Origin of the sequence: Pseudoalteromonas luteoviolacea DSM 6061 (assembly GCF_001625655.1) — a bacterium.
Classification (GTDB): Bacteria; Pseudomonadota; Gammaproteobacteria; order Enterobacterales; family Alteromonadaceae; genus Pseudoalteromonas; species Pseudoalteromonas luteoviolacea.
The window spans coordinates 12,520-34,047 of the sequence record NZ_AUYB01000132.1 but is presented as its reverse complement, the minus strand read 5'-3'; the positions used below and the strand labels follow the sequence as shown (position 1 = coordinate 34,047).

General features: G+C 40.8%; 14 protein-coding genes. 5 read left to right on the top strand and 9 right to left on the bottom strand.

All coding sequences use genetic code 11. The annotated features are described in order from the left end of the window. The first annotated feature begins 31 nt into the window (after window positions 1-31). The 3 genes from N475_RS20235 (at window position 32) to N475_RS20225 (ending at window position 3,608) form a co-directional block, all read left to right on the top strand. Window positions 32-646, top strand: coding sequence for a tRNA-uridine aminocarboxypropyltransferase (locus N475_RS20235; RefSeq protein ID WP_063356426.1), 615 nt, complete (start codon window positions 32-34; stop codon window positions 644-646). Continuing rightward, complete coding sequence (locus N475_RS20230) at window positions 627-1,415, top strand: CLCA_X family protein (RefSeq protein WP_081215880.1); 789 nt, start codon at window positions 627-629, stop codon at window positions 1,413-1,415. The genes N475_RS20235 and N475_RS20230 overlap by 20 nt, the downstream gene beginning before the upstream one ends. A gap of 153 nt (window positions 1,416-1,568) precedes the next feature. Continuing rightward, window positions 1,569-3,608 (top strand): hybrid sensor histidine kinase/response regulator, encoded by a 2,040-nt coding sequence (locus N475_RS20225; RefSeq protein ID WP_063365851.1) that lies wholly within the window; start codon window positions 1,569-1,571, stop codon window positions 3,606-3,608. On the opposite strand, the gene N475_RS20220 is transcribed toward N475_RS20225, so the two are convergent. Further along, a complete protein-coding gene (locus N475_RS20220; protein WP_063365850.1) occupies window positions 3,593-6,058 on the bottom strand; it encodes an EAL domain-containing protein in 2,466 nt (821 codons plus the stop codon). The genes N475_RS20225 and N475_RS20220 overlap by 16 nt on opposite strands. A gap of 215 nt (window positions 6,059-6,273) precedes the next feature. Continuing rightward, window positions 6,274-7,347: an iron-sulfur cluster carrier protein ApbC gene (gene apbC / locus N475_RS20215; protein WP_063365849.1), complete on the bottom strand. Its 1,074-nt coding sequence runs from the start codon at window positions 7,345-7,347 to the stop codon at window positions 6,274-6,276. A 193-nt stretch (window positions 7,348-7,540) separates the two neighbouring features. On the opposite strand from apbC, the gene metG reads away from it, so the two are divergent. Next, window positions 7,541-9,565 carry a methionine--tRNA ligase gene (gene metG / locus N475_RS20210; RefSeq protein ID WP_063356431.1) on the top strand — a complete coding sequence of 675 codons (2,025 nt, stop codon included), beginning with the start codon at window positions 7,541-7,543 and terminating at the stop codon, window positions 9,563-9,565. Window positions 9,566-9,650: 85 nt separating this feature from the next. On the opposite strand, the gene N475_RS20205 is transcribed toward metG, so the two are convergent. From N475_RS20205 to tmk, 6 genes are all read right to left on the bottom strand, one after another. Continuing rightward, window positions 9,651-13,361 carry a sensor histidine kinase gene (locus tag N475_RS20205; protein ID WP_227008414.1) on the bottom strand — a complete coding sequence of 1,237 codons (3,711 nt, stop codon included), beginning with the start codon at window positions 13,359-13,361 and terminating at the stop codon, window positions 9,651-9,653. A gap of 74 nt (window positions 13,362-13,435) precedes the next feature. Further along, window positions 13,436-15,280, bottom strand: coding sequence for a metallophosphoesterase family protein (locus N475_RS20200; RefSeq protein WP_063365848.1), 1,845 nt, complete (start codon window positions 15,278-15,280; stop codon window positions 13,436-13,438). Further along, window positions 15,261-16,058, bottom strand: coding sequence for a TatD family hydrolase (locus tag N475_RS20195; RefSeq protein ID WP_063356433.1), 798 nt, complete (start codon window positions 16,056-16,058; stop codon window positions 15,261-15,263). Before N475_RS20195 ends, N475_RS20200 begins: the two co-directional genes overlap by 20 nt. Window positions 16,059-16,067: 9 nt before the next feature. Continuing rightward, window positions 16,068-16,394 (bottom strand): PilZ domain-containing protein, encoded by a 327-nt coding sequence (locus tag N475_RS20190; RefSeq protein ID WP_063356434.1) that lies wholly within the window; start codon window positions 16,392-16,394, stop codon window positions 16,068-16,070. A 4-nt stretch (window positions 16,395-16,398) separates the two neighbouring features. Then, entirely contained in the window at window positions 16,399-17,313 is a 915-nt protein-coding gene (gene holB, locus N475_RS20185) for a DNA polymerase III subunit delta' (RefSeq protein WP_063356435.1), read from the bottom strand. A gap of 30 nt (window positions 17,314-17,343) precedes the next feature. Further along, window positions 17,344-17,976 (bottom strand): dTMP kinase, encoded by a 633-nt coding sequence (gene tmk, locus N475_RS20180; protein ID WP_063365847.1) that lies wholly within the window; start codon window positions 17,974-17,976, stop codon window positions 17,344-17,346. A 352-nt stretch (window positions 17,977-18,328) separates the two neighbouring features. Between tmk and N475_RS20175 the strand changes: the two genes are divergently transcribed. After that, the gene (locus N475_RS20175; protein WP_155730865.1) at window positions 18,329-20,563 is read left to right on the top strand and encodes a GGDEF domain-containing phosphodiesterase; all 2,235 of its coding nucleotides are present in this window, start codon (window positions 18,329-18,331) and stop codon (window positions 20,561-20,563) included. Window positions 20,564-20,737: 174 nt separating this feature from the next. On the opposite strand, the gene adk is transcribed toward N475_RS20175, so the two are convergent. Next, window positions 20,738-21,382 (bottom strand): adenylate kinase, encoded by a 645-nt coding sequence (gene adk / locus N475_RS20170; RefSeq protein ID WP_063356438.1) that lies wholly within the window; start codon window positions 21,380-21,382, stop codon window positions 20,738-20,740. Between the last annotated feature and the right edge of the window lie 146 nt (window positions 21,383-21,528).

Sequence of the window (21,528 nt, the reverse complement as noted above, 5' to 3'; positions counted from 1 at the left end):
TAACGAGCACTTTAACTCGCACTTACCCTTTATGAAAAGAAGTACCTGTAAAATTTGCCACTTTTCTGTAAAAACATGTGTCTGCTCACATATTTCTGAGCCGATCTGTAATAAAACACACGTTGTGGTCTTACAACATCCGAGTGAACTCACCACAGCTAAAAATACAGTGAGGCTACTTAGTTTACAGTTAAAAAACATACAAGTCTTTGTAGGTGAAGCACCTAGTGACTTTGAACAAGCACAAGAAATTGCTAGACAGAATAAGTGTGCACTTTTATACCCAGGAGAAGATGCCCTCGCTGTCGAAGATATTAAACCGGACCAAACTCAAATAGACTATTTATTTGTGTTGGATGGTACTTGGAAAAAAGCACACAAACTGGCCATGTTAAATCCTTGGCTCAAAGAGTTACCTCAGGTTTCCTTCAACAGCCCACCTGCAAACCAATACAAAATACGCAAAGCGGAACAACAATATAGCCTCTCTACATTAGAGGCCTGCGCTTACTTTTTGAGTGCTTACGATGCCCTCGATACTACGCCTTTGTATACTTTGCTCGAAGGTATGATATTCGAACAAACCAAATTCATGCCAGAACATGTGAAAGCTCGGTACTTAGATAATGACGACTCGACTGAATAGACAATTTAGTCGCACAGGCCCAGACTATAGATTTGGGGATCAAGTGTGTTTCGATGAAATTAAAACCACATTTGGTTTTAAAACTATCATTTTAGGTCATTGGGTTACTAAAAATGAGCAACATGTCGCAGCAAATCTTATTTATGATGCATTGGCCGATCTCGCTCAAATATTAGCTATTCCACCAAAAGCTATTGGATTAAGAAACACGTTAAATTTAGCTTTTGGTAGCCGAGGTCAAAAAGGTGTTCAAGCTCATTATGAACCAGATAGAAGGACGCTTGCTCTAGCAAAAAATGCAGGTGCAGGTGCTCTGGCACACGAGTGGTGGCATGCTTTTGATCATTACATTTGCAAACACTTGTTTGAACATTGTAGCCCAACCGATTTCGCGTCTTCCATGTGGCTAAAAACATCTCCTAACATCAGTCACCCACTTAATCAAAAGCTCAATCATGTATATAAGTCCGTCCTGCTGAGTGAAAATGGCGAGCAGCCTAGCAACTTTTTTACTCGCTCAATGAGTTTGGACAAACAACTAGGACGCCTATACTACAGCCTGCCCGAAGAATTAACAGCACGGGCATTTGAGTGCACAATTGCGTATCAAAAAGAAATTGAAAACGAGTTTTTAGTCTCTGATGTGATACATTCCAAACTTGAACGCTCTGGTGGCTTTCCTTTAACAGGTGAACGTAGCGACATAGCTCAAAAGCTAATTTGCTACTTTCAATCTCTGGGCAATGTATTACATTCACAGCAAATTTAGACTATATATTTACGCGTAAAACCCTAACAACACTATAGCGATAATAAATTACCTGATTGCAACGTTATTCTATTAATATACTATATGATTAATACAAACCGTGCTGAACGCAAATGCCATCAATAATATAGGCACTAGTAGAGGGACCACAAATTGAGTTTTTTAAGGCAATTTCACACCATCGTTTCGGATCAAGCACTTTCAACCGATGAAAAAATTCAGTGTCTACTTAAGTTTGGTTTAGAAGTTTTTTCTCTTGATATTGCTATTGTCAGTGAAGTTGTAGGAAGCAATTACGTTATTCTATATGTCGAGTCTGAAAACCCTGACCTCACCCCCAAATGTACCTTTGACTTGGGAGGCACATACTGTACACATACTTTAAAGGCTAACAAAGCTCTCTCATTTCACCATGCTGGTGAAAGCGTAATTTCAACTCACCCTTGCTACACCAATTTTCAATTGGAATCTTATATAGGTGCGCCGATACGTGTAGGCAATAAGACCTTAGGCACTGTGAATTTTTCTTCCGCGAAAGTCAGTGAACCATTCACATGCGAACACGTAGATTACGTTGAGCTTTTTGCGCAGTGGCTAGGTTCAGAATTTGCACGGCGCCAAGCCGAATCCGTTCTTTATAACAACTATAAAACTCTGCAAAAAATGGAAGAAGTTGCTTCAATAGGCAGTTGGAGAATTGACCTAGAATCAAATGAAGTATTTTGGAGTGACCAAACTAAGTTTATCCATGATGTTTATACGCATGAAAAGCCAACTTTAGATAAGTGGCTTTCTTTTTTTGAAAAAGCAAATTGTCGGCAAAAATTCTCTAATGCCCTTGCAGACGCCATTAATAGTGGCACGCCTTGGGAGATTGAACTCGAAGTTGTCACTAAAAATCGCAGACATATTTGGGTATCTTGTCATGGCGAAGCACAATTTAATGAGGATAAATGCGTTAGCTTATTCGGCTCAGTTCAAGACATCACCCAATCCGTAGAGTTAAGAGAAACTTTAAAAGCTCAGCGCAAAGAAGCCGAGATGCTCCTTGACGAAAGAAGTCACTTCTTATCAAAAATAAGTCATGAGATGCGTACACCACTAAATGGGATATCTGGACTACTGATAAACTCACTTGATGAACAAAACGCAGACAAAAGAACAGAGAATGTGCAACTTGCCCTGCGTAGCGCAGACATATTACTTGGCTTAGTGAATGAAGTACTCGATTTTTCTAAAATCTCTCAAGAGGGGCTGAGCCTATCTCCTCACCCAACGGATTTATCAATTGTTATTTCCGATATTGTCGAGCTGTACAAGCAGCTTATTGAAGAACCAAATGTTCAATTCGAAGCTGATATAAACCTCACCCGTGGATGCACCATACTTTGCGACTCTGTAAGGCTCAACCAGATAATTACGAATTTGTTGAGCAACTCACTTAAATTTACATCTCAGGGTAAAATAAAGCTGTCAGTTCACACTCACAATACGAATACGGGCATTGTACTTCATGTCATTGTCTCTGACTCAGGGATTGGCATGTCACAAACTAGCCTTGCAACTTTATTTCAACCTTTTAAACAGGGTGAAGAAGATATTGGGAGTCGTTACGGTGGTACCGGTCTTGGCATGTCCATCGTAAAAGAGTTAATTGAAGTTATGAATGGACAAATTGAAGTGCAGAGTACGCTCGGTGAAGGTAGTCGATTCAAAGTATCAATCCCCTTTACAAACGCTTCAATAAACACGCACGATGATACAATTCAGTGCGAAGCATTTGATGCATCTAAGTTGACTGTGCTTGTGGTCGAAGATAATGAGATAAACCAAAAAGTGATGGAAGCATTTTTGCAAAAATTCAATGTCACCTCTGACTTCGCAAGTAATGGCGAAATCGCATTGCAAAAGTGCGCTACTAAATCATATGACTTAGTATTTATGGACAGTATTATGCCAGTCATGGATGGCTTAACAACAGCCAGAAATTTAATTAAAAAGAAGCTACTGCCAAATCACGCACATATTGTAGCACTCACGGGAAACACTTCTGCAGACGACAAAGCTGCTTATGAGCTGGCAGGTATGCAGGATGTATTATCAAAACCGATAGAACTCATGCCACTTGCCGAAGCCTTGTCTAATTGTTTAGAAAACTTACAAGCACACAACACTCTTCAAGATGTTAAGTAATGAATAACATCTTCAACTTGTGTCATTCTTTGTAGCCACAATTTATAGTCGTCAAATGGTAGAGGTCGTGAGATAAAGTAACCTTGGCCGATGTCACACTCAAAGCTTTGCAACTGTCGGTAACTGCCTTCACTTTCGACGCCCTCAGCTACCACTACAGATCCCAAACTATGTGCCATATCGCAAGTAGCTTTGCATATTGTTTGATTTGTTTTAGAGCTTTCAAGGTCCATGACAAAACGCTTATCCACTTTTAATTTGTCAAACCCGAGTTGACTGAGGTAAGCGAGTGAGGAATAGCCCGTACCAAAGTCGTCAATCGCTACTTTAATACCGATACTGCGGTAGTCGGCGAGACTATCACATAGCGTTGTTTCGTTTTCTACGGTTGCAGACTCTGTCACTTCTAACACAAGTTGCCCAGGCAGCAATTTATATTGGTTTATCAATTCAATTAACTGCACTGTTAATTCCTTGCGCCCAACATCACGGCCAGATATATTCAAGGAGAGGTGATGAGAGGGTAACAATTTGACCAAATCAGCTTGTTGCTTTAATCCGCGCTCGATAACCCATTCGGTCAATTCATAAATAATCCCCGAAGACTCAGCTATCGGAATAAACTCGCTTGGCGGAATGATACCGAGCTCAGGATGATGCCACCTTAATAAAGCCTCAGCACCATATACACGACCCGACTTTAAGTGCAGCTGTGGCTGTAAATATAAGCTCAGTTGTTCGCGTTCAATTGCGACTTTCAAGGCAGAAGCTATTTTTATGCGTCTCTGAGACACAATGGAATTCCCAAAATCAAATAACTGCCATTTGTTTGTCCCTACAGGCTTTGCCGCCATAGCTTGCATTGCACATTGGATAATAGAGTCAGCACTGGATGCGTGGATCGGATTACTTGCTACACCTATCTCAAGTTGGTCTACTAATAGATCGCCACCAAAATCTATGCCTTCTTCAAAACTCGCTGACAACACGCAAACAAACTGCTCTATCTGACTCAACTCAAACTTACCAATTAAAACAACCGCAAAGAGGGAGTCGTCAAGTCGATAAATCGAAGTATGGCTTTTTATGTCTTCCACTATCACAACATTTCCATACGTATCGAGTTGTTTCCCCACTTTGCTAAGTAGCTTTCGAAGATGTGAGTTTGCGTAATTCCAGCCCATATTCAAACGAATCGTCTGTAAAACCAGCGGTCTAAAGAGCAGTAATGTATGTGGCTTATTTGCTTTGTCTAACGCTTCTAAGCTTTGCTGCAACATATAGCTATTTGGTGCACCCGTATCTTTGTCATGCGTTGCATAAAACATTAATCGCCTTTTTTTATTTTTATCATGCCAGTACAAATAGCACGCAAGCATAACAACATGAAGGGTAATCAAGAGATGACTTAAGAGTGACTCATCGACTGGCCAAAAAAATCCAAATTGATTAACAAAGATAGAGGCTTTCAACACAAAAATTGGCAACCAAGTAAGGGCTAACACTAAAACTTCATCTTTATGCTCTGTATATTGGCTCTTGAGTACGACGGCATACAAAGCGCAACAAATTAAACTTGCAATAGCATGGAAAACAAGGGAATTTTGAGCGTTAAGAGGCGCGATTAAGACAGCTAGTGCGGCAATAAACCAAATAGAAGCCGTGGCAAGTTTGGTATACCGATTGTCTGCCCGCTTTTCGATCATGAAGAAGTAGAGGAATATAATCGCAAAAATCAGCGACAATAAAAATATCTGGCTATGAAACGTCGCAAAATAGCTTATCAATTCACTGGGAAACAACAACATGTTAGCGCCATTGTATACGCCGCTTTGTAGGCTAATACACACAAAATAGGCGCCAAGCGCACCAAGCCCCTTGCGCGATTGCCCAATTGCCATTAAAAAAACAAAAAAGGCAATGAAGTAATGTACTCCGCTGCTCGCACCTAAAATAAATAGCCGTTTATTTAAAACATTCCGATATTCTTCAGGGGACATTATTGATAAAGAGAGTATGCCATTATACTTTGCATATACTTGAATATACACTTCTGAGTATTTTCCATTTTCAATAATAGACTGGTGAGGAAGTATACTTTGCTCGGCAGATGTATAACCGAAAACCGGTGAAACAAGCTCATAGTTGACGACAGCACCTTGGACAACCCGGTACAGCTTAACATGCCCCTCTATTGGACTTGTTATCGCGACTAGTTGATCAGAACTTGCTTGGCTACTTACCTTAACCCAAACCGTTTCGCCTTTGTGAAACTTGGCTTTCGTATTTATCTTACTGAACTGGTCTTTTCGATCAATAACAGCATCAATTGACAGCTGGTTAGACGTGTCAGTTAAACGTTCAATATGATAGTTTTGCAGCTCTGCATTTGCATTAAAGCAGCTTACCAACAAGAGAATCGCAGACAGCTTTACTGTTAAAAACCACATACCCACCTCCTTGAGTAAGTGATTAACCCTAGCTTACATTACAGTCAGTTTACTCAGTATAAGTACCTATAATAAAAAATACATATTGCATTTTTTATACAGTAACACAGGTACATGGCCCACAACTGACAGTTTCATGATTCAAGTATGGAAGCTCAATGAATATTTACCAGTTTATTAGAAAAATAATACCGTATTTGAAAGTTGAGCAGCTATTAATCGTCAGTAACGACGATTTTTACGCCTTGGTTCTCATGTGATTGTAGGAATAGCATGCTGCTTACTAGCTGTGCACAATATGTATAATGCTCAGTTATTGGAGAAGCGTTTTCAATGAAGTTAGCACCACGTTCAGACTCTTCACGTATGTTCACATCCAAAGGAATTTCTGCTAATAGTGGCACACCATGGCGGGCGGCGAGCTGGTTCCCGCCATCTTGACCAAACAAATGATTTTTTTCCCCACAATGAGTACAGTTAAAAAAGCTCATATTTTCAACAAGCCCAATTATGGGCAGGTTGACCTGTGAAAACATCGCGATGCCTTTTTGCGCGTCAGCCAAGGCTAAATCCTGAGGAGTGGTTACAATAACCGCACCGCTTGCCGGCAGCTTTTGAGTCATTGTTAACTGAATGTCTCCCGTACCTGGTGGCATATCGACTATCAAATAATCTAAATCGCCCCAGTCCGTTTCGTTCAGTAACTGATTAAGTGCTTGAGAAGCCATAGGACCGCGCCACACAGTAGCGTTTTCTGCAGGCACCAAGTAACCAATGGACATGCTCTTCAGCCCATACTTTTCCATTGGATTAAGCATTTTATCATCTTTTGCTGTAGGCTGTTCACCCACTAGACCGAGTAATGAAGGGATCGAAGGCCCGTAAATATCAGCATCCAACAAACCAACATTTGCCCCTTGGGATTGAAGAGCCAATGCAAAATTTACAGCTGTTGTAGACTTTCCTACCCCACCTTTCCCTGAAGCAACTAAGATTATATGCTTAATTTTTTTGAACTTATAGGCCTCGGGAAGTTGCGTATCTAACACAATATTTGTGGTAACTTTAAGATGTTCCGCCAAGTAACTCTGAATAAGCGCGGTTTGTGATCGTGCAGCAAACGGCAACTCAATACGTACTTGCCAGCAATCACTTTCTTTATTCGTTTGCTTAATCCACTCAGACTGAATACCCATCGGAAAAATCGCACTTCTGTAGCCGCTTAAAAGCTCAATAATCTGCTTTTCGACCGGATCTTCTTTGCTGAACAAACTCTTGATACCAAACATACAAATAAAACGCCATCAGGTGGTGAAAATAACGCTGGAATTATGTAACATTCAGTTCATTAAGACCAGTCAAATTCGCGTTAAGAGGGCATATTCCAGTTAAGGGGCAAAACAGTACTAAATTCAACCATGAAAATTGGTACACAGCTTTAATTGGTATTAGTCAATGCGGCAAGAAATCCATGGGAAAACTATGACAAAGAGAAAAATTCTCATTACCAGTGCATTACCGTATGCAAATGGCCCAACACATTTAGGGCATTTATTAGAATATATTCAAACCGATGTATGGTCTCGCTTCCAAAAAATGCGCGGCCACGAAGCATACTATGTATGTGCGGATGACGCTCATGGTACTCCTATCATGTTGAATGCTCAGAAACAGGGCATTACACCTGAAGAAATGGTTAAAAACGTAAGTATTGAAAGACAGCGTGACTTTGCTGATTTCAATATCGTTTTTGACAATTACCACAGCACACACAGCGAAGAAAATAAAGCATTGAGTGAGCTTATCTATACTCGCTTAAACGACAAAGGGCATATTAAAAAGCGCACTATCTCACAGCTTTTTGACCCTGAGAAAAACATCTTCCTACCGGATCGTTTTGTTACCGGTACTTGCCCTACTTGCGATGCAGAAGACCAAAATGGCGACAGTTGTGACGCGTGTGGTGCGACTTATAGCCCTACAGAGCTAAAAAACCCTAAATCTGCAATGTCAGGTGCAACACCTGTACTAAAAGATTCTGAGCACTTTTTCTTCGATTTACCTGCATTTGAGGGCATGCTTAAAGAGTGGCTTCATTCAGGTAGTTTACAAGCGGAAATGGCTAACAAACTTGAAGAGTGGTTTGCTGAAGGTTTACAGCAGTGGGATATCAGCCGTGATGCTCCCTACTTTGGCTTTGAGATCCCGGGTGCCCCTGGCAAATACTTTTATGTATGGCTAGATGCGCCAATTGGCTACATGGCGAGCTTTAAAAACTTATGCGATAAAAGTGGTATCGACTTTGATAGCTTCTGGGGCAAAGACTCCGATGCTGAGCTTTATCACTTTATCGGTAAAGACATCATTTATTTTCACAGCCTATTTTGGCCTGCAATGCTTGAAGGTGCTGAATTCAGAAAACCAACAAACGTATTTGCACATGGCTTCGTAACGGTCAATGGCGCGAAAATGTCAAAGTCAAAGGGCACGTTTATTAAGGCTAGGACGTATCTTGAACACCTTGACCCAGAATACTTGCGCTATTACTACGCGGCTAAGCTAAATAGCGGCATTACGGATCTAGACCTAAACTTGGAAGACTTTGCACAACGTGTAAATTCTGATCTCGTTGGTAAAGTAGTTAATATTGCCAGTCGTTGTGCAGGTTTTATTACTAAAAAGTTTGCAGGCAAGTTAAGCGACAGTGTGATGGACGAAGCTTTGTTAGCTGAGTTTACGGCAGTCTCTGAAACAATTGCGACACATTATGAAAACCGCGAGTACAGTCGTGCAATTCGTGAAATCATGACCCTTGCAGACAAAGCGAATCAGTTTATTGACGCTGAAGCGCCATGGGTTTTAATCAAAGATGAAGCAACGCAAGAACGTGCACATCAAGTTTGCTCTCTTGGTCTAAACATGTTCAAAGTAATACTCACCTACTTGAAGCCTGTTCTTCCGGGTATGAGTGCCAATGTTGAGCAGTTCCTTGCAACAGAACTTAAATGGGATTCTGTGAGTGAGCCACTTAAAGGTCACCAAATTAATAAGTTCAAGGCGCTAATGCAACGTGTTGACTTAGACAAAGTAAATGCAATGGTAGAAGCTTCAAAAGAGAGCTTAGAAGCAGCAAAGCCAGCAATTGACCCGAACAGCCCGCTTGCCAAGGAGCCAATCGCCGATGAAATCGAGTTTAACGATTTCGCAAAAGTCGATTTGCGTGTCGCTAAAATTGCAAAAGCAGAACATGTGGAAGGCGCGGAAAAACTCTTAAAGCTCACATTAGATTTAGGTGGAGAAACACGTCAAGTGTTTGCAGGTATTAAGTCTGCTTATGCACCTGAGGATATTGAAGGCAAACTGACTGTAATGGTTGCTAACCTAAAACCACGTAAGATGCGCTTTGGTTTATCCGAAGGCATGGTGCTAGCAGCAGGGCCTGGTGGTAAGGAGATTTACATCCTTAACCCTGACGAAGGTTCTGAGCCAGGCATGCGAGTGATGTAACAGCACTTTGAATATAAAAAACCGCCTTAGATTAGGCGGTTTTTTATATGTGACTCGCTATATTTTTTGTCATTCAAACCCTATGTCATGCTTCTTTAGCTTTAACTGAGCTTGCTGCTTTTATATATGGTACTTTTATTTTAACTTCTAATCCTTTTTCTGGTTTTGACCAAGCTGAAATTTCCCCTTTAAGCAACTGCGTAACTAAATTATAAACAATATGCATGCCTAGCCCGCACCCACCCTGACTGCGTTTAGTCGTAACAAAAGGATCAAACAAAGTGGTGAGGCTGCTATCGGACATCCCGATACCGTCATCCTTGTAAATTAACGTCCAAGCACCTTCTAATAGCTGTAAGCTAACTTGAACTGTTCCTTTTTCTTTATGCTCGAAACCATGAATCATTGAGTTGTTATACAAATTTGTGAGTATTTGGTAAATTGCACCCGGATACGTATTTACATCAATGCTCTCATCACCATTTATTCTTAAGGTGATATTTTTACCTTTTGCCAGCGGTGCTAGCGAGCTAAACACGTCCTCTACATATTCCTTTACATTGATATCTCGCTGTACCTCACTAGAGTGGTCTACCGCCACTTGCTTAAAATTACTAATAAGCTCTCTCGCCCTATCAAGGTTGCGATTCATCAGTTGATAACCTTCTCTCTGTTCGTTGATGGACTGCTCAAGCTCAGATTGTTTTAAGGTTTGATTTTCGAGTTTTGTAGAAATCTGCTTCAAGCTTTCTTCGTTATACGAAATGGCAGTTATGGAAATACCTAAAGGTGTATTAATCTCATGCGCAATACCAGCAACGACATTTCCAAGAGATGCCATTTTTTCGCTTTCTATCAACTCTTGTTGTGTGCGCTTTAACTCCATCATTGCTTGTTCTAGCTTTTGGTTTTTGCGATACAATTCGTCCGTACGTACTGCAACCTTAATTTCCAACTCTTCATTAAGTGATTGCAACGCGTTTTGATGTGCTTTTAATTCAGCAATGTCTTTGAGAGCTCCTGCGACCCGCATTACCTTTCCGTGACTGTCGCGACTGACCACCTTGCCTCTTTCAAGCACCCATGTCCAATCACCATCCACTGTTTTAACGCGTATCGCTATTTCATAGGTATCTTCATCACCTTCTAAACACGCATCTAACTTTTCTTCCCAAGCAACGCAATCTTTAGGGTGTATAAATTGCATGGCATCAATCACTGCCATCCTCGATCTGCATTCACCGTAATCGATTCGGGGCTTAACACTATGACGATAGATTTTGCCTGTTTCGATGTGCCAATCCCAAAGCTCATCTTGGCTTGCCCATAAAGAGAGCTCTAACCGCTCTTGTAATTCATTCATAATTTGGTTGTCGCTAACAACCTGTTGGAAGCGCTTTTGTCTTTGTCTTATCCAAATATAAAATGCTAAGGCAAAGGTCAGTATATAAGCTGCTTTTGTGAAATCATTCCACCACCACGGCGCATGGATCAAAATATCGAATAGATGCGTAGGAGATACTTGGTTAAACCGATTTATTGTGTAAGTTTGTACTTGATACTTCCCAGGGTTGAGCTTAAGCAAGTTTATTTGCCTAACGCCATCTGCAAGCTTCAACCATTTCTCACTTAGCCCGACTATACGATAATAAAAACGCAGCCCTTCAGAACCATAATCTAAGCTCGAATAATGCAAAGATAAAATATCTTGATTATGGTTTAACTCAATTCGCGTTGTTAATTCTGGCGCTAACTTCAGCTCTTCATCGGTAGAAGGATGAAGTTCATTACCCAGTAACTCAATACTAGATACTAAAAGAGGCCGGCTTGTTGGTGCGATTTTAATTTGCTTAGGATAGAACTGATTAAATCCTTTAGAGCCACCAATAAACACTCTGCCATCAGGCGACAACCAACTTGCGTTATAGTTGAATTCGTTCCCTTGTACACCATCAACTGGCAGGAAATTATCTATTTTAAAATCGTGAATATTAACTCGTGATAAACCTCCACTTGAGCCCAGCCACACGTGATCTTGTCCATCATATATCAATGCCCAAACAGCACCATTCGTCAGTCCATCAGATTTTTTAATAATTTTAGTTACTGAAAAGCTAGAGTTGACGACTGAAACACCGGACTCACTCCCTACCCAAACGCGGCCATAACTATCTTCTTGTAACATAAATACAATATCGGACACTAATCCGTCTGCAATCGTTAGCTGTTCTAATTGCCCTTCTTCATATTTGAACAACCCGTCCCCAATACTGCCAAACAAAAGCCCATCGCCATATGGAATAATTGATGATACATGGTTTGGTGCATTTGGTACTTTTAAATAAGACTCAAGCTCTTGAGTTGCCTCATTAAAGAACAATAACCCCATCGTCCTCGAGCTAACCAATACTCTGTCCCGATATGAAACCACATCATTGAAACTAAGTTCTGGGCCTTTGCCAACATCAGGCGCGAGATTCAGTAGCTCTCCATTATCTAAGTCCAGTCGAAACACGCCCAAACCACGGGTTGTTAGCCACATATATTTGTTCTGAATGTGCAACTTGGTAATAAAGGCATTTGCCAGTATCGACAACTGCGCATATTCTTCTTGTGCAGCTTTAAACCCTGAACCGTCAAAAAAGTACAGTCCAGAAGACGTTGCGAGCCAAAGTCTATCCTGTATATCTAATGAAAAGTTTCGAATATCTGGCTCTTGCAAAGGGCTATCAGGATAATTGTAAGCACTCACATGACCAAAATTTTCGCTCAAGCGGCTAATAAAGTGTAACCCTCCTGTTTCGGTACCAAACCATAAATCACTGTTGCTGTCCTTCAGCACCGACATAATACTGTTGTCTTGTAGCCCTAAACCTTGCCCCTCATGTTTGAACCAGTGTTTTTTGAGATTGCCTTTCAAGTCAAACAAGTAAACACCAAAGTTAGTACCCAAAAATAAGCTATCTGATGAGATATGTATTTTGTTTAATTCGAGCCCAACGCGATCATCAACTTTGCTGCGCCACAAAACACGCTCGTATAATGTGTCATAACTAATTAGTTCATTGTCTTTTGATAGGAGGAATATGCGCTCACCGTTCAAACGCATGTGCTTAAAGTCATCTTGTAAAAGCTGGCTACCAATACCTGATTGCGTATTGAAAGCCATCACCCCCTCTTCAGAGAGGTAATAAATTAAGTTTTTGTAGGTAACAACATGGCTGATAAAGCGACCACTCAACTCTAGTGAGCTAGGGTTAAGAGAGCCTTTGTCAATTAAATAAAAGTCATTATTTTCCGTTGAGACAGCTATATGACTGCCTGTACAGCTGAGAGTTTTAACACGGTCAGAGGTAATCGCGTCATGATGCTCTTTTAAAAAACTCTGAAAACGACCTGTAACCGTATGGTAGGCACTCAACCCAGTACTTGTGCCTATCCAAACCGTTTCACCACTGTGACAAAGGCCAGTAATAAAAGCGCCGGCCAGTTCATTTGGATCTTGCTGCCTGCTTGTAAACTGTTTAAATTCATGGCCATCAAAACGGTTTAGTCCCGCTTGAGTTCCAATCCAAATGTAGCCAAGCTGATCTTCGGCCAGAGCCATTATCGTAACTTGACTAAGACCAGACTCATAGTCAAAACGGCGCATAACTTGGGAGGTGTCAGTAAATAGAGGACCGGCTATCGAAACACAGGACAACCCACAAATAACCAATATACACATTGCTCGCACAAACAAAGCGCTTGAAGCCAGCAAATTGTCTATTACTCGTAAGTGCAACTTAAACAGCATATAATGCCACTTAGTATCTAAACTTATCAATAACTATAGCAAAAGCTGCGTTAGGCGCTTCATCGTAAAGCGCTTTAATTCAAATCGAAATTGCTTACTTCCCCAGTTCCATGCAATAACGAATAACTTTTTAGCTTTCCTTCTTCCAGTTCAATTAAACTTATCGCTGAATCGGATACTAAATACCGACCTTTACCATAATCTGATCTGTGTTTTGACACTGCCAACTGCCAACGCTTGGTAAATAAGTTAAAAGGGCTCCAAGTGGCAAATAACCAGGTATCAAGCTTTTCCAAAATATTAAGTAAACCTTTTGGAAATTCATTCTTAATGCCTGATGCTGTCAGCTGCCATATTCGATTGTGGTGGCGGCCAAAACGCGCTTGTACAGAAAAACAAAATGAATAGTGCACATCACCAGACAATATTATGGTTTCCTTGGGAGTATCTTCTCTTTTGAAGATATCGATCAGCTTTTTCGCAGCCCCTTCATGTGCCATCCAGTTTTCCACATCCACAGCCAGTGGCTCCCCGCAGGTATTGAATATTGCTTGGATAGTCTCTATGGCTTTCACGCCAAACACTGGCGCGGGGCTCACAAGCAAGACACTATCATGATTAATAAGTACTTCTTGCAACTCCATCAAACTTTCCCAATCCATCAGGCCGCTGGGTTCGTTGAAGTCTTGCTCACTGCGCCAGCGGTGGGTTCGCGTATCCAGTACAACTACTTTTGGATAAGTATCAAGGCAGTAATGCCATTGACCAAATCGGTTGATTGCTTTATCAAACTTAGAAAACTGCCAAACATCATCGACTAATGCACCTTTAAAATCGGTCATTAATGATCCTGTCTCTTTTAATGCATCGTTTCCTAACCCTTGAAAAAGCCAATAAGAGATCAAACCATTATTGACAATGCGCTTGCTTTCTAGCGAGTTTGCTATGTTTTGCTCCCATTTAGGCGTAAGATTCCAGTCATCGGTAACATCATGGTCATCAAACATCATGAGAGTAGAGACGTTAGCCATCAACCTTTCTACCCTAGGTAAAGTCGATATGAAATCTTCTAGCGCGCGTGTTTCTGCTTCAAATTGCAGTGCATGAGATTTAGATAGCTGTTCAATGTCAAACTCAAATGGATTAACCTGTCGCCAAGCGGCGGAGCTGAAATTAAGGACATAAAAAGCAACAAACTCTTCGAAACTAATTAAGTGATTCCCAGCTTTCACACTGGAAAAATGAGGTTCATCTTTTCGAGTCCAATACCCAAGCGAAAACTTGCTGCGACTCTGCCAAGGCTCCACTGGAAGATATTTATCTCTTGCATATAGCTGGGGTTTTAATGCTTCAGGTAAAGGCAATGCTAAGGGCTGCTCACTATAGATCCCAAGCAAAGATATCAGCTGTTTGATAGCAACGAGCATGGGCCCCGCTACATCATCCGCATACACCTGATCACCAGACATTAATAATAAACTTGGCCGCTGTTCATATGCTTGATGACGTTGTTGTAAAAAGTTATCTGCGGCAACCAAACTGTCTTTACTAGGGTGATGTGGGTTTCTGCAAGAGCCATGCAGAACATTTGACAATACTTTAGGCACTATCAAACTGAAGCTATCACCGTAAAACAAAGCTTCATTTTGATAAGCATTTCCATCAATAGCCACTTTATAACGTAGCTCTTGATCCGTTGGAAACCCCTTCCCCGAGCTCGAAAGTGACAGAAACGCCAAATACAACCGTTCCCCGAGGCGGATTGTTGTCTGCTCTAAGTCAATTTGCAACCCTTCAATTGACGCGCTCAATTCTAACGGCTTTGTAATAACAAATTGTAGGCAAATGCTTAGAGGGTCTGCCCTGCGAACCATCGGCCCGCAGAGTATCGTTGGTATTTTAGCCTGTGGTAATGCCATTGTTCCGTTTTGCTAAGCTAAATAGCTGATAAAAATTGTTGGTGGTAGCGGTTGCAAGCTCTTTATAAGATATACCTTTAAGATCAGATATGAAGTACGCAACGTCTTGTACATACGCTGGCTGATTTGTCTTACCGCGATGTGGAACTGGCGCTAGATATGGCGAGTCAGTTTCAATTAGCAATCTATCTAGCGGGATCTGTTTAACGACCTCTTGTAGCTCAACCGCATTTTTAAAAGTCACAATACCCGAGATAGAGATATAAAAGCCCATATCAATCGCTTTTTTCGCCATATCCCAGTCTTCCGTAAAACAATGTAACACTCCACCGCACTTATCTGCGTTGTGTGCTCTCATAATATCCAGCGTATCTTTTTTCGCATCTCGTGTATGAATTATTAGGGGCTTATTGAGTTCATTCGCCACATCAATATGACCTGCAAAGCTATCTTGCTGAACTTTATGTGTATCTTTGGAATAATAGTAATCTAGGCCTGTTTCGCCAATTGCCACTACCTTTTCGTGTTTTCCCAATTCCAATAACAGTGATTTATCAAGCGCATCATCTTGGTTAAGCGGATGCACTCCGCAAGAAGCCGAAACATCGCTAAACCCTTCAATCACTTTTAGCATGCCGGGGAACTGTTCAAGAGTAACGCTGACACACAAAAAGTGTTCCACTTGTTTGTCACGGGCATTTTGCAATATTTCAGGCAGTTCGCTTTTAAGTTTAGCGAATTCCAAACGGTCTAAATGGCAGTGTGAATCTACAATCATTACTACTTCTTACATTGTATAGGTTGGTTTGTCATGGTTGAGAGCGGTGCCCAACAACTTAACAATTTTATCATTTAATAATTCAAACTCGGTGTCAAAGCTAACACCAATCCCAGGTGGGTTAGAATTTTGCGCGCCTTGCGGAGTAATCCACACGACTTTACCTGTTGCTTCTTCTTCCTCCAGCGCATCAGGCAACATAATCCGCAAAGAGACTGCCGCCCCCATATCAAAGCGAGTATTCGTTTTGATAAAAATACCGCCACTTTTCAAAAATGGCATGTAACTTCGATATAACTCGTCTTGATCTTCAATATCTACTAATAGCTCTTGCACTGTATTAATCCTGTTTTATTGCACGCTGGAGCCCAAAAACTAATTTCGATAGGCTCAAAGTCCTGTTAATCCCCAACACCTGATGATGGTCAGACAAGAACGTTTCAATGCTTGCCACACAATGTTGGTACTGAACAAAGTTCAATTGACCATTCATTACCTGCTGTTTAAAAGCGCTCATTAAAAAGCGACTAAAAACATTGAGTAGGCTTGGATCTTTATTTATTTCATTTTCAAGGGCTGCAATATCTGAAATCCTATCAATATCATGGGCTACTTTCCATAGATTATCTACTTCATCCATAGAGTCCTGCTTTAGCCACTTGTCCAGCAACAAAGGCTGATTATGAAAAATTTCCGCCCATGGATGTGTAGACGCGTTAATTCCTTGTTGTTCAAGCCAAAAAGATACCTGTTGATTATCACCGATATTTACTTGAGTTTTATTGCAGCGGCTTAAGATGGTCGCTTTTAATTTTGAGACATCGTTGCATGTCATCAGTATATATCGCTTTAGTGCCGGCTCCTCAAGCGTTTTTAACAAAGCATTTGCAGCTGACTCCGTCATTTTCTCAATTCTTTCGATTACAACTACTTTGTTGCCTCCCTGCTGAGCAGAATGGAAAATAAAATCATTCAACGCTCTAACTTCATCAACACCGATACTGCTTTGTTCGCCAGAAAGGGTAAATAAATCAGGGTGACTTTGTGCCTTGAGTAAATTGCAGCTTTTACAACTACCGCAACGATTAAGCTCATTTTGAGTAGTATTACACAGTAAAGCCTCAGCCAAATTTGACGCTAAATAGCGCTTACCTGTGCCTTCTAAACCGAAAAAAAGCTGTGCATGATGAAATCGTCTTTGAGAAAAACTAGCTTGCAGATGCTGTTGAAAGGCCTGTAACCATGGATACATCATGTTAAAGGGCCTCAGCTAATGAAAAGTACATCATACTTTCTCAAACAAGTTGTCTACCGCATTAAGACAGCGCTGTAAGACTTCATCTTTTGAAAAACTCGCATCGATGACGGTAAATATTTCGGGCTCTGCGGCAGCTTGGGCTAAATAACCTTCTCTCGCTCTGTTGAGAAAATCTAGTTTTTCAACTTCAAGTCGATCCATTCCTTCACCACGCTGTTGAACTCTCTGCAAGCCAACTTTAGGATCTAAATCAAGAATAATATTCAAGTCAGGCTTAAACCCGCTTAATGCCAAATCATTGATCGTTTTTATCGTCTCTAAATCAATGCCACGTGCATAGTGTTGAAAGCTGAATGTTGCGGCATCAAACCGGTCAGATATCACTATTTTACCCGCATCTAATGCAGGCTTAATTTTCTCTACAATATGTTGTGCTCTTGCTGCACCAAATAACATCAGTTCTGTCATATCAGACATCTGTGGCGTAGATGGATCTAAAATCACCTCACGTATTTTTTCACCAATCTCAGTTCCACCAGGCTCACGTGTCAAAACGACTTCGTACCCTTTTGATTGCAAATGCGCTTCGATACCCTTAATTACGGTGGTTTTTCCTGCGCCATTGCTGCCATCACAAACCAACATAAACCCTTTGCTCATTTTCTACTCAAGCCTTCTATTAAATGGGTGCTATGCCAACATCTTAACTGCTTTTAAGTAATTTATCAGTACTCTGGTGTGTTTTTGGATACTTATCAATCAATTCATTCATAACAAAAGGGTTGATGTAATATTTCGCCTGAAACAACGGCGATATTTAACTGCCCTTAACATTCAGCAATTATGTCTGAAAAGCTTAAACTTCGGTCTAAACAATGCATTTTACTATGTTCGCGATACCTTATGACAGCGTAATCACTTTGATTTAGGTCCTTATTTTAACTATTTGTCATTGAATTGTGTACGCGTAGACCTTAGTATTGTTCAAAATAATAATACGAAATATTTAGTTTTGAGTACTTTTAGTCGATTTTTCTTGCTTGAAGAAGAACAAAGACCCACTGTTAAGGTCCCAGCATGGAGGCTTAGTGCGCTTAGAATTATTCTAACCACGGGCTTGATACTTTGCCTTGGAATTTTCCTCAACAGCTTGCCTGCAGCCATCGACTATAATTTGGATTATGTTATTGCTTTAACAGCAGGTTATACAGTCAGCTTAGCTGGTTTACTTTATTTAAGTAGACGAGCATTTTTCATCACTGCGCAATTATTGCTATTCAGCATTGTGATGGCAGGTGTGTTTATCAACTTATTTATCCCAAACGTAACGCTTGCACACCTTGGCTCTATATTTATGTATATTACGCCAATCATTGCACTGATTTTAATTGGTAAGAAAACGGCAACATTTTACGCGCTTATCAATATCCTTCCCTTTCTAATGATTGTGAACAATATCGACCTGTCACTTCTGCCGAAAGGTCAACGTATGCTGGTGGACGCGCCTTTGCACATTCAGCTCTTACTGTTTTTCTTCTTAAATTGCTGTATTCCGTTAGCTGTATGGAGGACGAGTTTAGCTGCAAATCGGTTAAACCAGCACATGCTGGAAAATAATTCACTTTTGAGATCTCAAAAACAAATATATCAGCGCTTCTTTCAAAAATCATATAATGCCATTCTTCTCGTCGATCCATCACTAAATATTGTTGAGGCTAATGATAAAGCAAAAAGGTTGCTTGGGATCCAAACGACTCCCCTGCCACTTAATCTAAGTCGCATTACTAAAGATGACATAACTTTTCTGACTTCTGACAACGAATTACTGATGGATGTTGCCAAAACATTTACCATTGACAATAAATGTATTGAAGTAGCTGCACAAGAACAGCACTCAGACAGAATTAAAGCTTGGTATTTAGAAGATGTCTCTGATCAACAACAAATGCAGCACGATTTACTCGCTTTGGACGTCGCGCACCAGCAAGCCAAATACTTTGATAAAACAACCAACTTACCGAACAAAACATGGCTGCTAGAGCAATTACAAGTACATATTGATAGAGGTACTCCTTTTGCTTTGTTAATAGCAGACAATCTGAATAAGCATGTTTTAGACTATATGATTGATGGTGAACAACATCGTACGCTCTACTCTCGTATAAACCAATTAGTTGAGCAGGAAGCTGATTTGCTTGACCAAATCGCATATATTGGCGCTGGGCGTATCGCTATTCTTGTTGAAACCCAAAGCTCTCTGAGTGAGACCGCAAATCGATGGCATAAGAACCTCGACTTTTGGTTAAAACTAGGGCAACACCAATTTCATTCAAAGTACGCAATCGGTATCGCAACCTATCCCGAACATGGTTATGTTGCTGAGAGATTACTGAAGAATGCACTACAGGCATGCGAACTTCGCGCCCCCGAACAAATGGTCACCATATTTGATCAACTAACGCGAAGACAAACGCTTGCTCGTCATGAAATGGCACTGCTTTTAGAAAAGTCCATTGAACTGGGCGAACTTAAGTTATATCTGCAAAGTAAGCATGATATTGACAAAAACATTATCGGTTATGAAGCCTTGGCGAGATGGCATAGTAATCTATTAGGCTGGGTTCCGCCTTCTCAATTTATTCCAATTGCGGAAGAATTTGGACTTGTCAGCTATGTTACACGAACGATGCTCGAAATGGTTTGCCAGTTTTTAACTAAGAACTCGTATATTGATGTACCAATAGCCATCAATATCAGCTCTCGTGATATTGCGGACCCTGAGTTTGTAAATGATGTTCAGAGAATTACACAGGCTTATGGTATCTCCCCTAGCTCTATAGAACTTGAACTAACTGAGTATAGCTTTGCAGATGATCACAACCACACAATGAACAGGCTAGAAGAACTCGGGTTTATTCTCAGCATCGATGATTTTGGTACTGGATACTCAAACATTGCTCGCGTACTAGAATGCCCCATTAAGCGCCTTAAGCTAGATAGGAGCTTACTAACTGATATCAATGATGTTAAAAAGCAGCATGCATTATTACTTGGGTTAATTACTATCTGCGACAATATGCACATATCTCTGCTTGCAGAGGGTGTAGAAACACACAGCGATTATGCTATGTTGTGTGAGCTCGGCATTAAAGAATTCCAGGGGTACTGGTTTAGCAAGCCTTGTGCTGCTGATAAGCTAGTGATGCAACACAAAGCCCATCAGTCTGGCAGCGCCACCTTGTCATAATTTAGTCATAAATATAGTGTTTAATATCCCTGCCCAAATTATATGGTTTGGCATTTGGATTCCCCCAAATATATTCGCGCCTTGCTCGAAATAAGGCGCACTTTTTCTTACTTTTCGCGCATAAAAAAACCCAGCTATCGCTGGGCTTTACTGTCTAAATACTTGGTCAGTAAATTAACCTAGTAATTCACCTAGCTTTTGGCTCACGCTTTCTACTGCTTGTGTACCGTCAAGTTTGTGATACTGCGTATTGCCAGCTTCCGCCTCTGCTTGGTAGTAGTCAACTAGAGGTCTTGTTTGGTCATGGTAGATACCTAGGCGCTTACGTACCGTTTCTTCGGTATCATCAGCACGGATAATTAAGTCTTCACCTGTCTCATCATCTTTACCTTCAACCTTAGGTGGATTGTAAACAACGTGGTAAACACGACCAGAGCCTGGGTGTACGCGACGGCCGCCCATGCGCTCAACAATAATTTCATCAGCAACATCGAATTCAATTACGTGATCAATATTGATCGCGTTTTCTTTCATTGCATCAGCTTGAGGAATAGTGCGCGGGAAACCATCTAGTAGGAAACCTTTTTCACAATCAGGCTTTGCAATACGCTCTTTAACTAAACCAATGATAATTTCATCAGAAACCAACTGGCCTGCATCCATTACTTTCTTTGCTTCTAAACCTAGCGGTGTACCTTCACTGATCGCGGCACGTAACATGTCGCCTGTAGAGATTTGTGGGATACCAAATTTTTCCATCAGAAATTGAGCTTGAGTGCCTTTACCAGCACCAGGCGCGCCTAAAAGGATAATGCGCATATTATGTTCCTCGAATCGGAGTTTACTGTATTTTGTTTGGTTGGAATTTTTTCACATTGCGCGATGATTCACAAGTGACTTATACCAATTGATAATAGGTTTAATCGTTGTTTATACCGAAATGACCTCGACCAATATGCTTCTGT

Bases quoted from the DNA above. Each gene is read 5' to 3' on its own strand.
- adk (WP_063356438.1), bottom strand. From the start codon at position 21,382: ATGCGCATTATCCTTTTAGGCGCGCCTGGTGCTGGTAAAGGCACTCAA.
- N475_RS20195 (WP_063356433.1), bottom strand. From the start codon at position 16,058: ATGATTGTAGATTCACACTGCCATTTAGACCGTTTGGAATTCGCTAAA.
- metG (WP_063356431.1), top strand. From the start codon at position 7,541: ATGACAAAGAGAAAAATTCTCATTACCAGTGCATTACCGTATGCAAAT.
- N475_RS20230 (WP_081215880.1), top strand. From the start codon at position 627: ATGACGACTCGACTGAATAGACAATTTAGTCGCACAGGCCCAGACTAT.
- N475_RS20205 (WP_227008414.1), bottom strand. From the start codon at position 13,361: ATGCTGTTTAAGTTGCACTTACGAGTAATAGACAATTTGCTGGCTTCA.
- apbC (WP_063365849.1), bottom strand. From the start codon at position 7,347: ATGTTTGGTATCAAGAGTTTGTTCAGCAAAGAAGATCCGGTCGAAAAG.
- holB (WP_063356435.1), bottom strand. From the start codon at position 17,313: ATGATGTATCCATGGTTACAGGCCTTTCAACAGCATCTGCAAGCTAGT.
- tmk (WP_063365847.1), bottom strand. From the start codon at position 17,976: ATGAGCAAAGGGTTTATGTTGGTTTGTGATGGCAGCAATGGCGCAGGA.
- N475_RS20220 (WP_063365850.1), bottom strand. From the start codon at position 6,058: ATGTGGTTTTTAACAGTAAAGCTGTCTGCGATTCTCTTGTTGGTAAGC.
- N475_RS20235 (WP_063356426.1), top strand. From the start codon at position 32: ATGAAAAGAAGTACCTGTAAAATTTGCCACTTTTCTGTAAAAACATGT.
- N475_RS20200 (WP_063365848.1), bottom strand. From the start codon at position 15,280: ATGGCATTACCACAGGCTAAAATACCAACGATACTCTGCGGGCCGATG.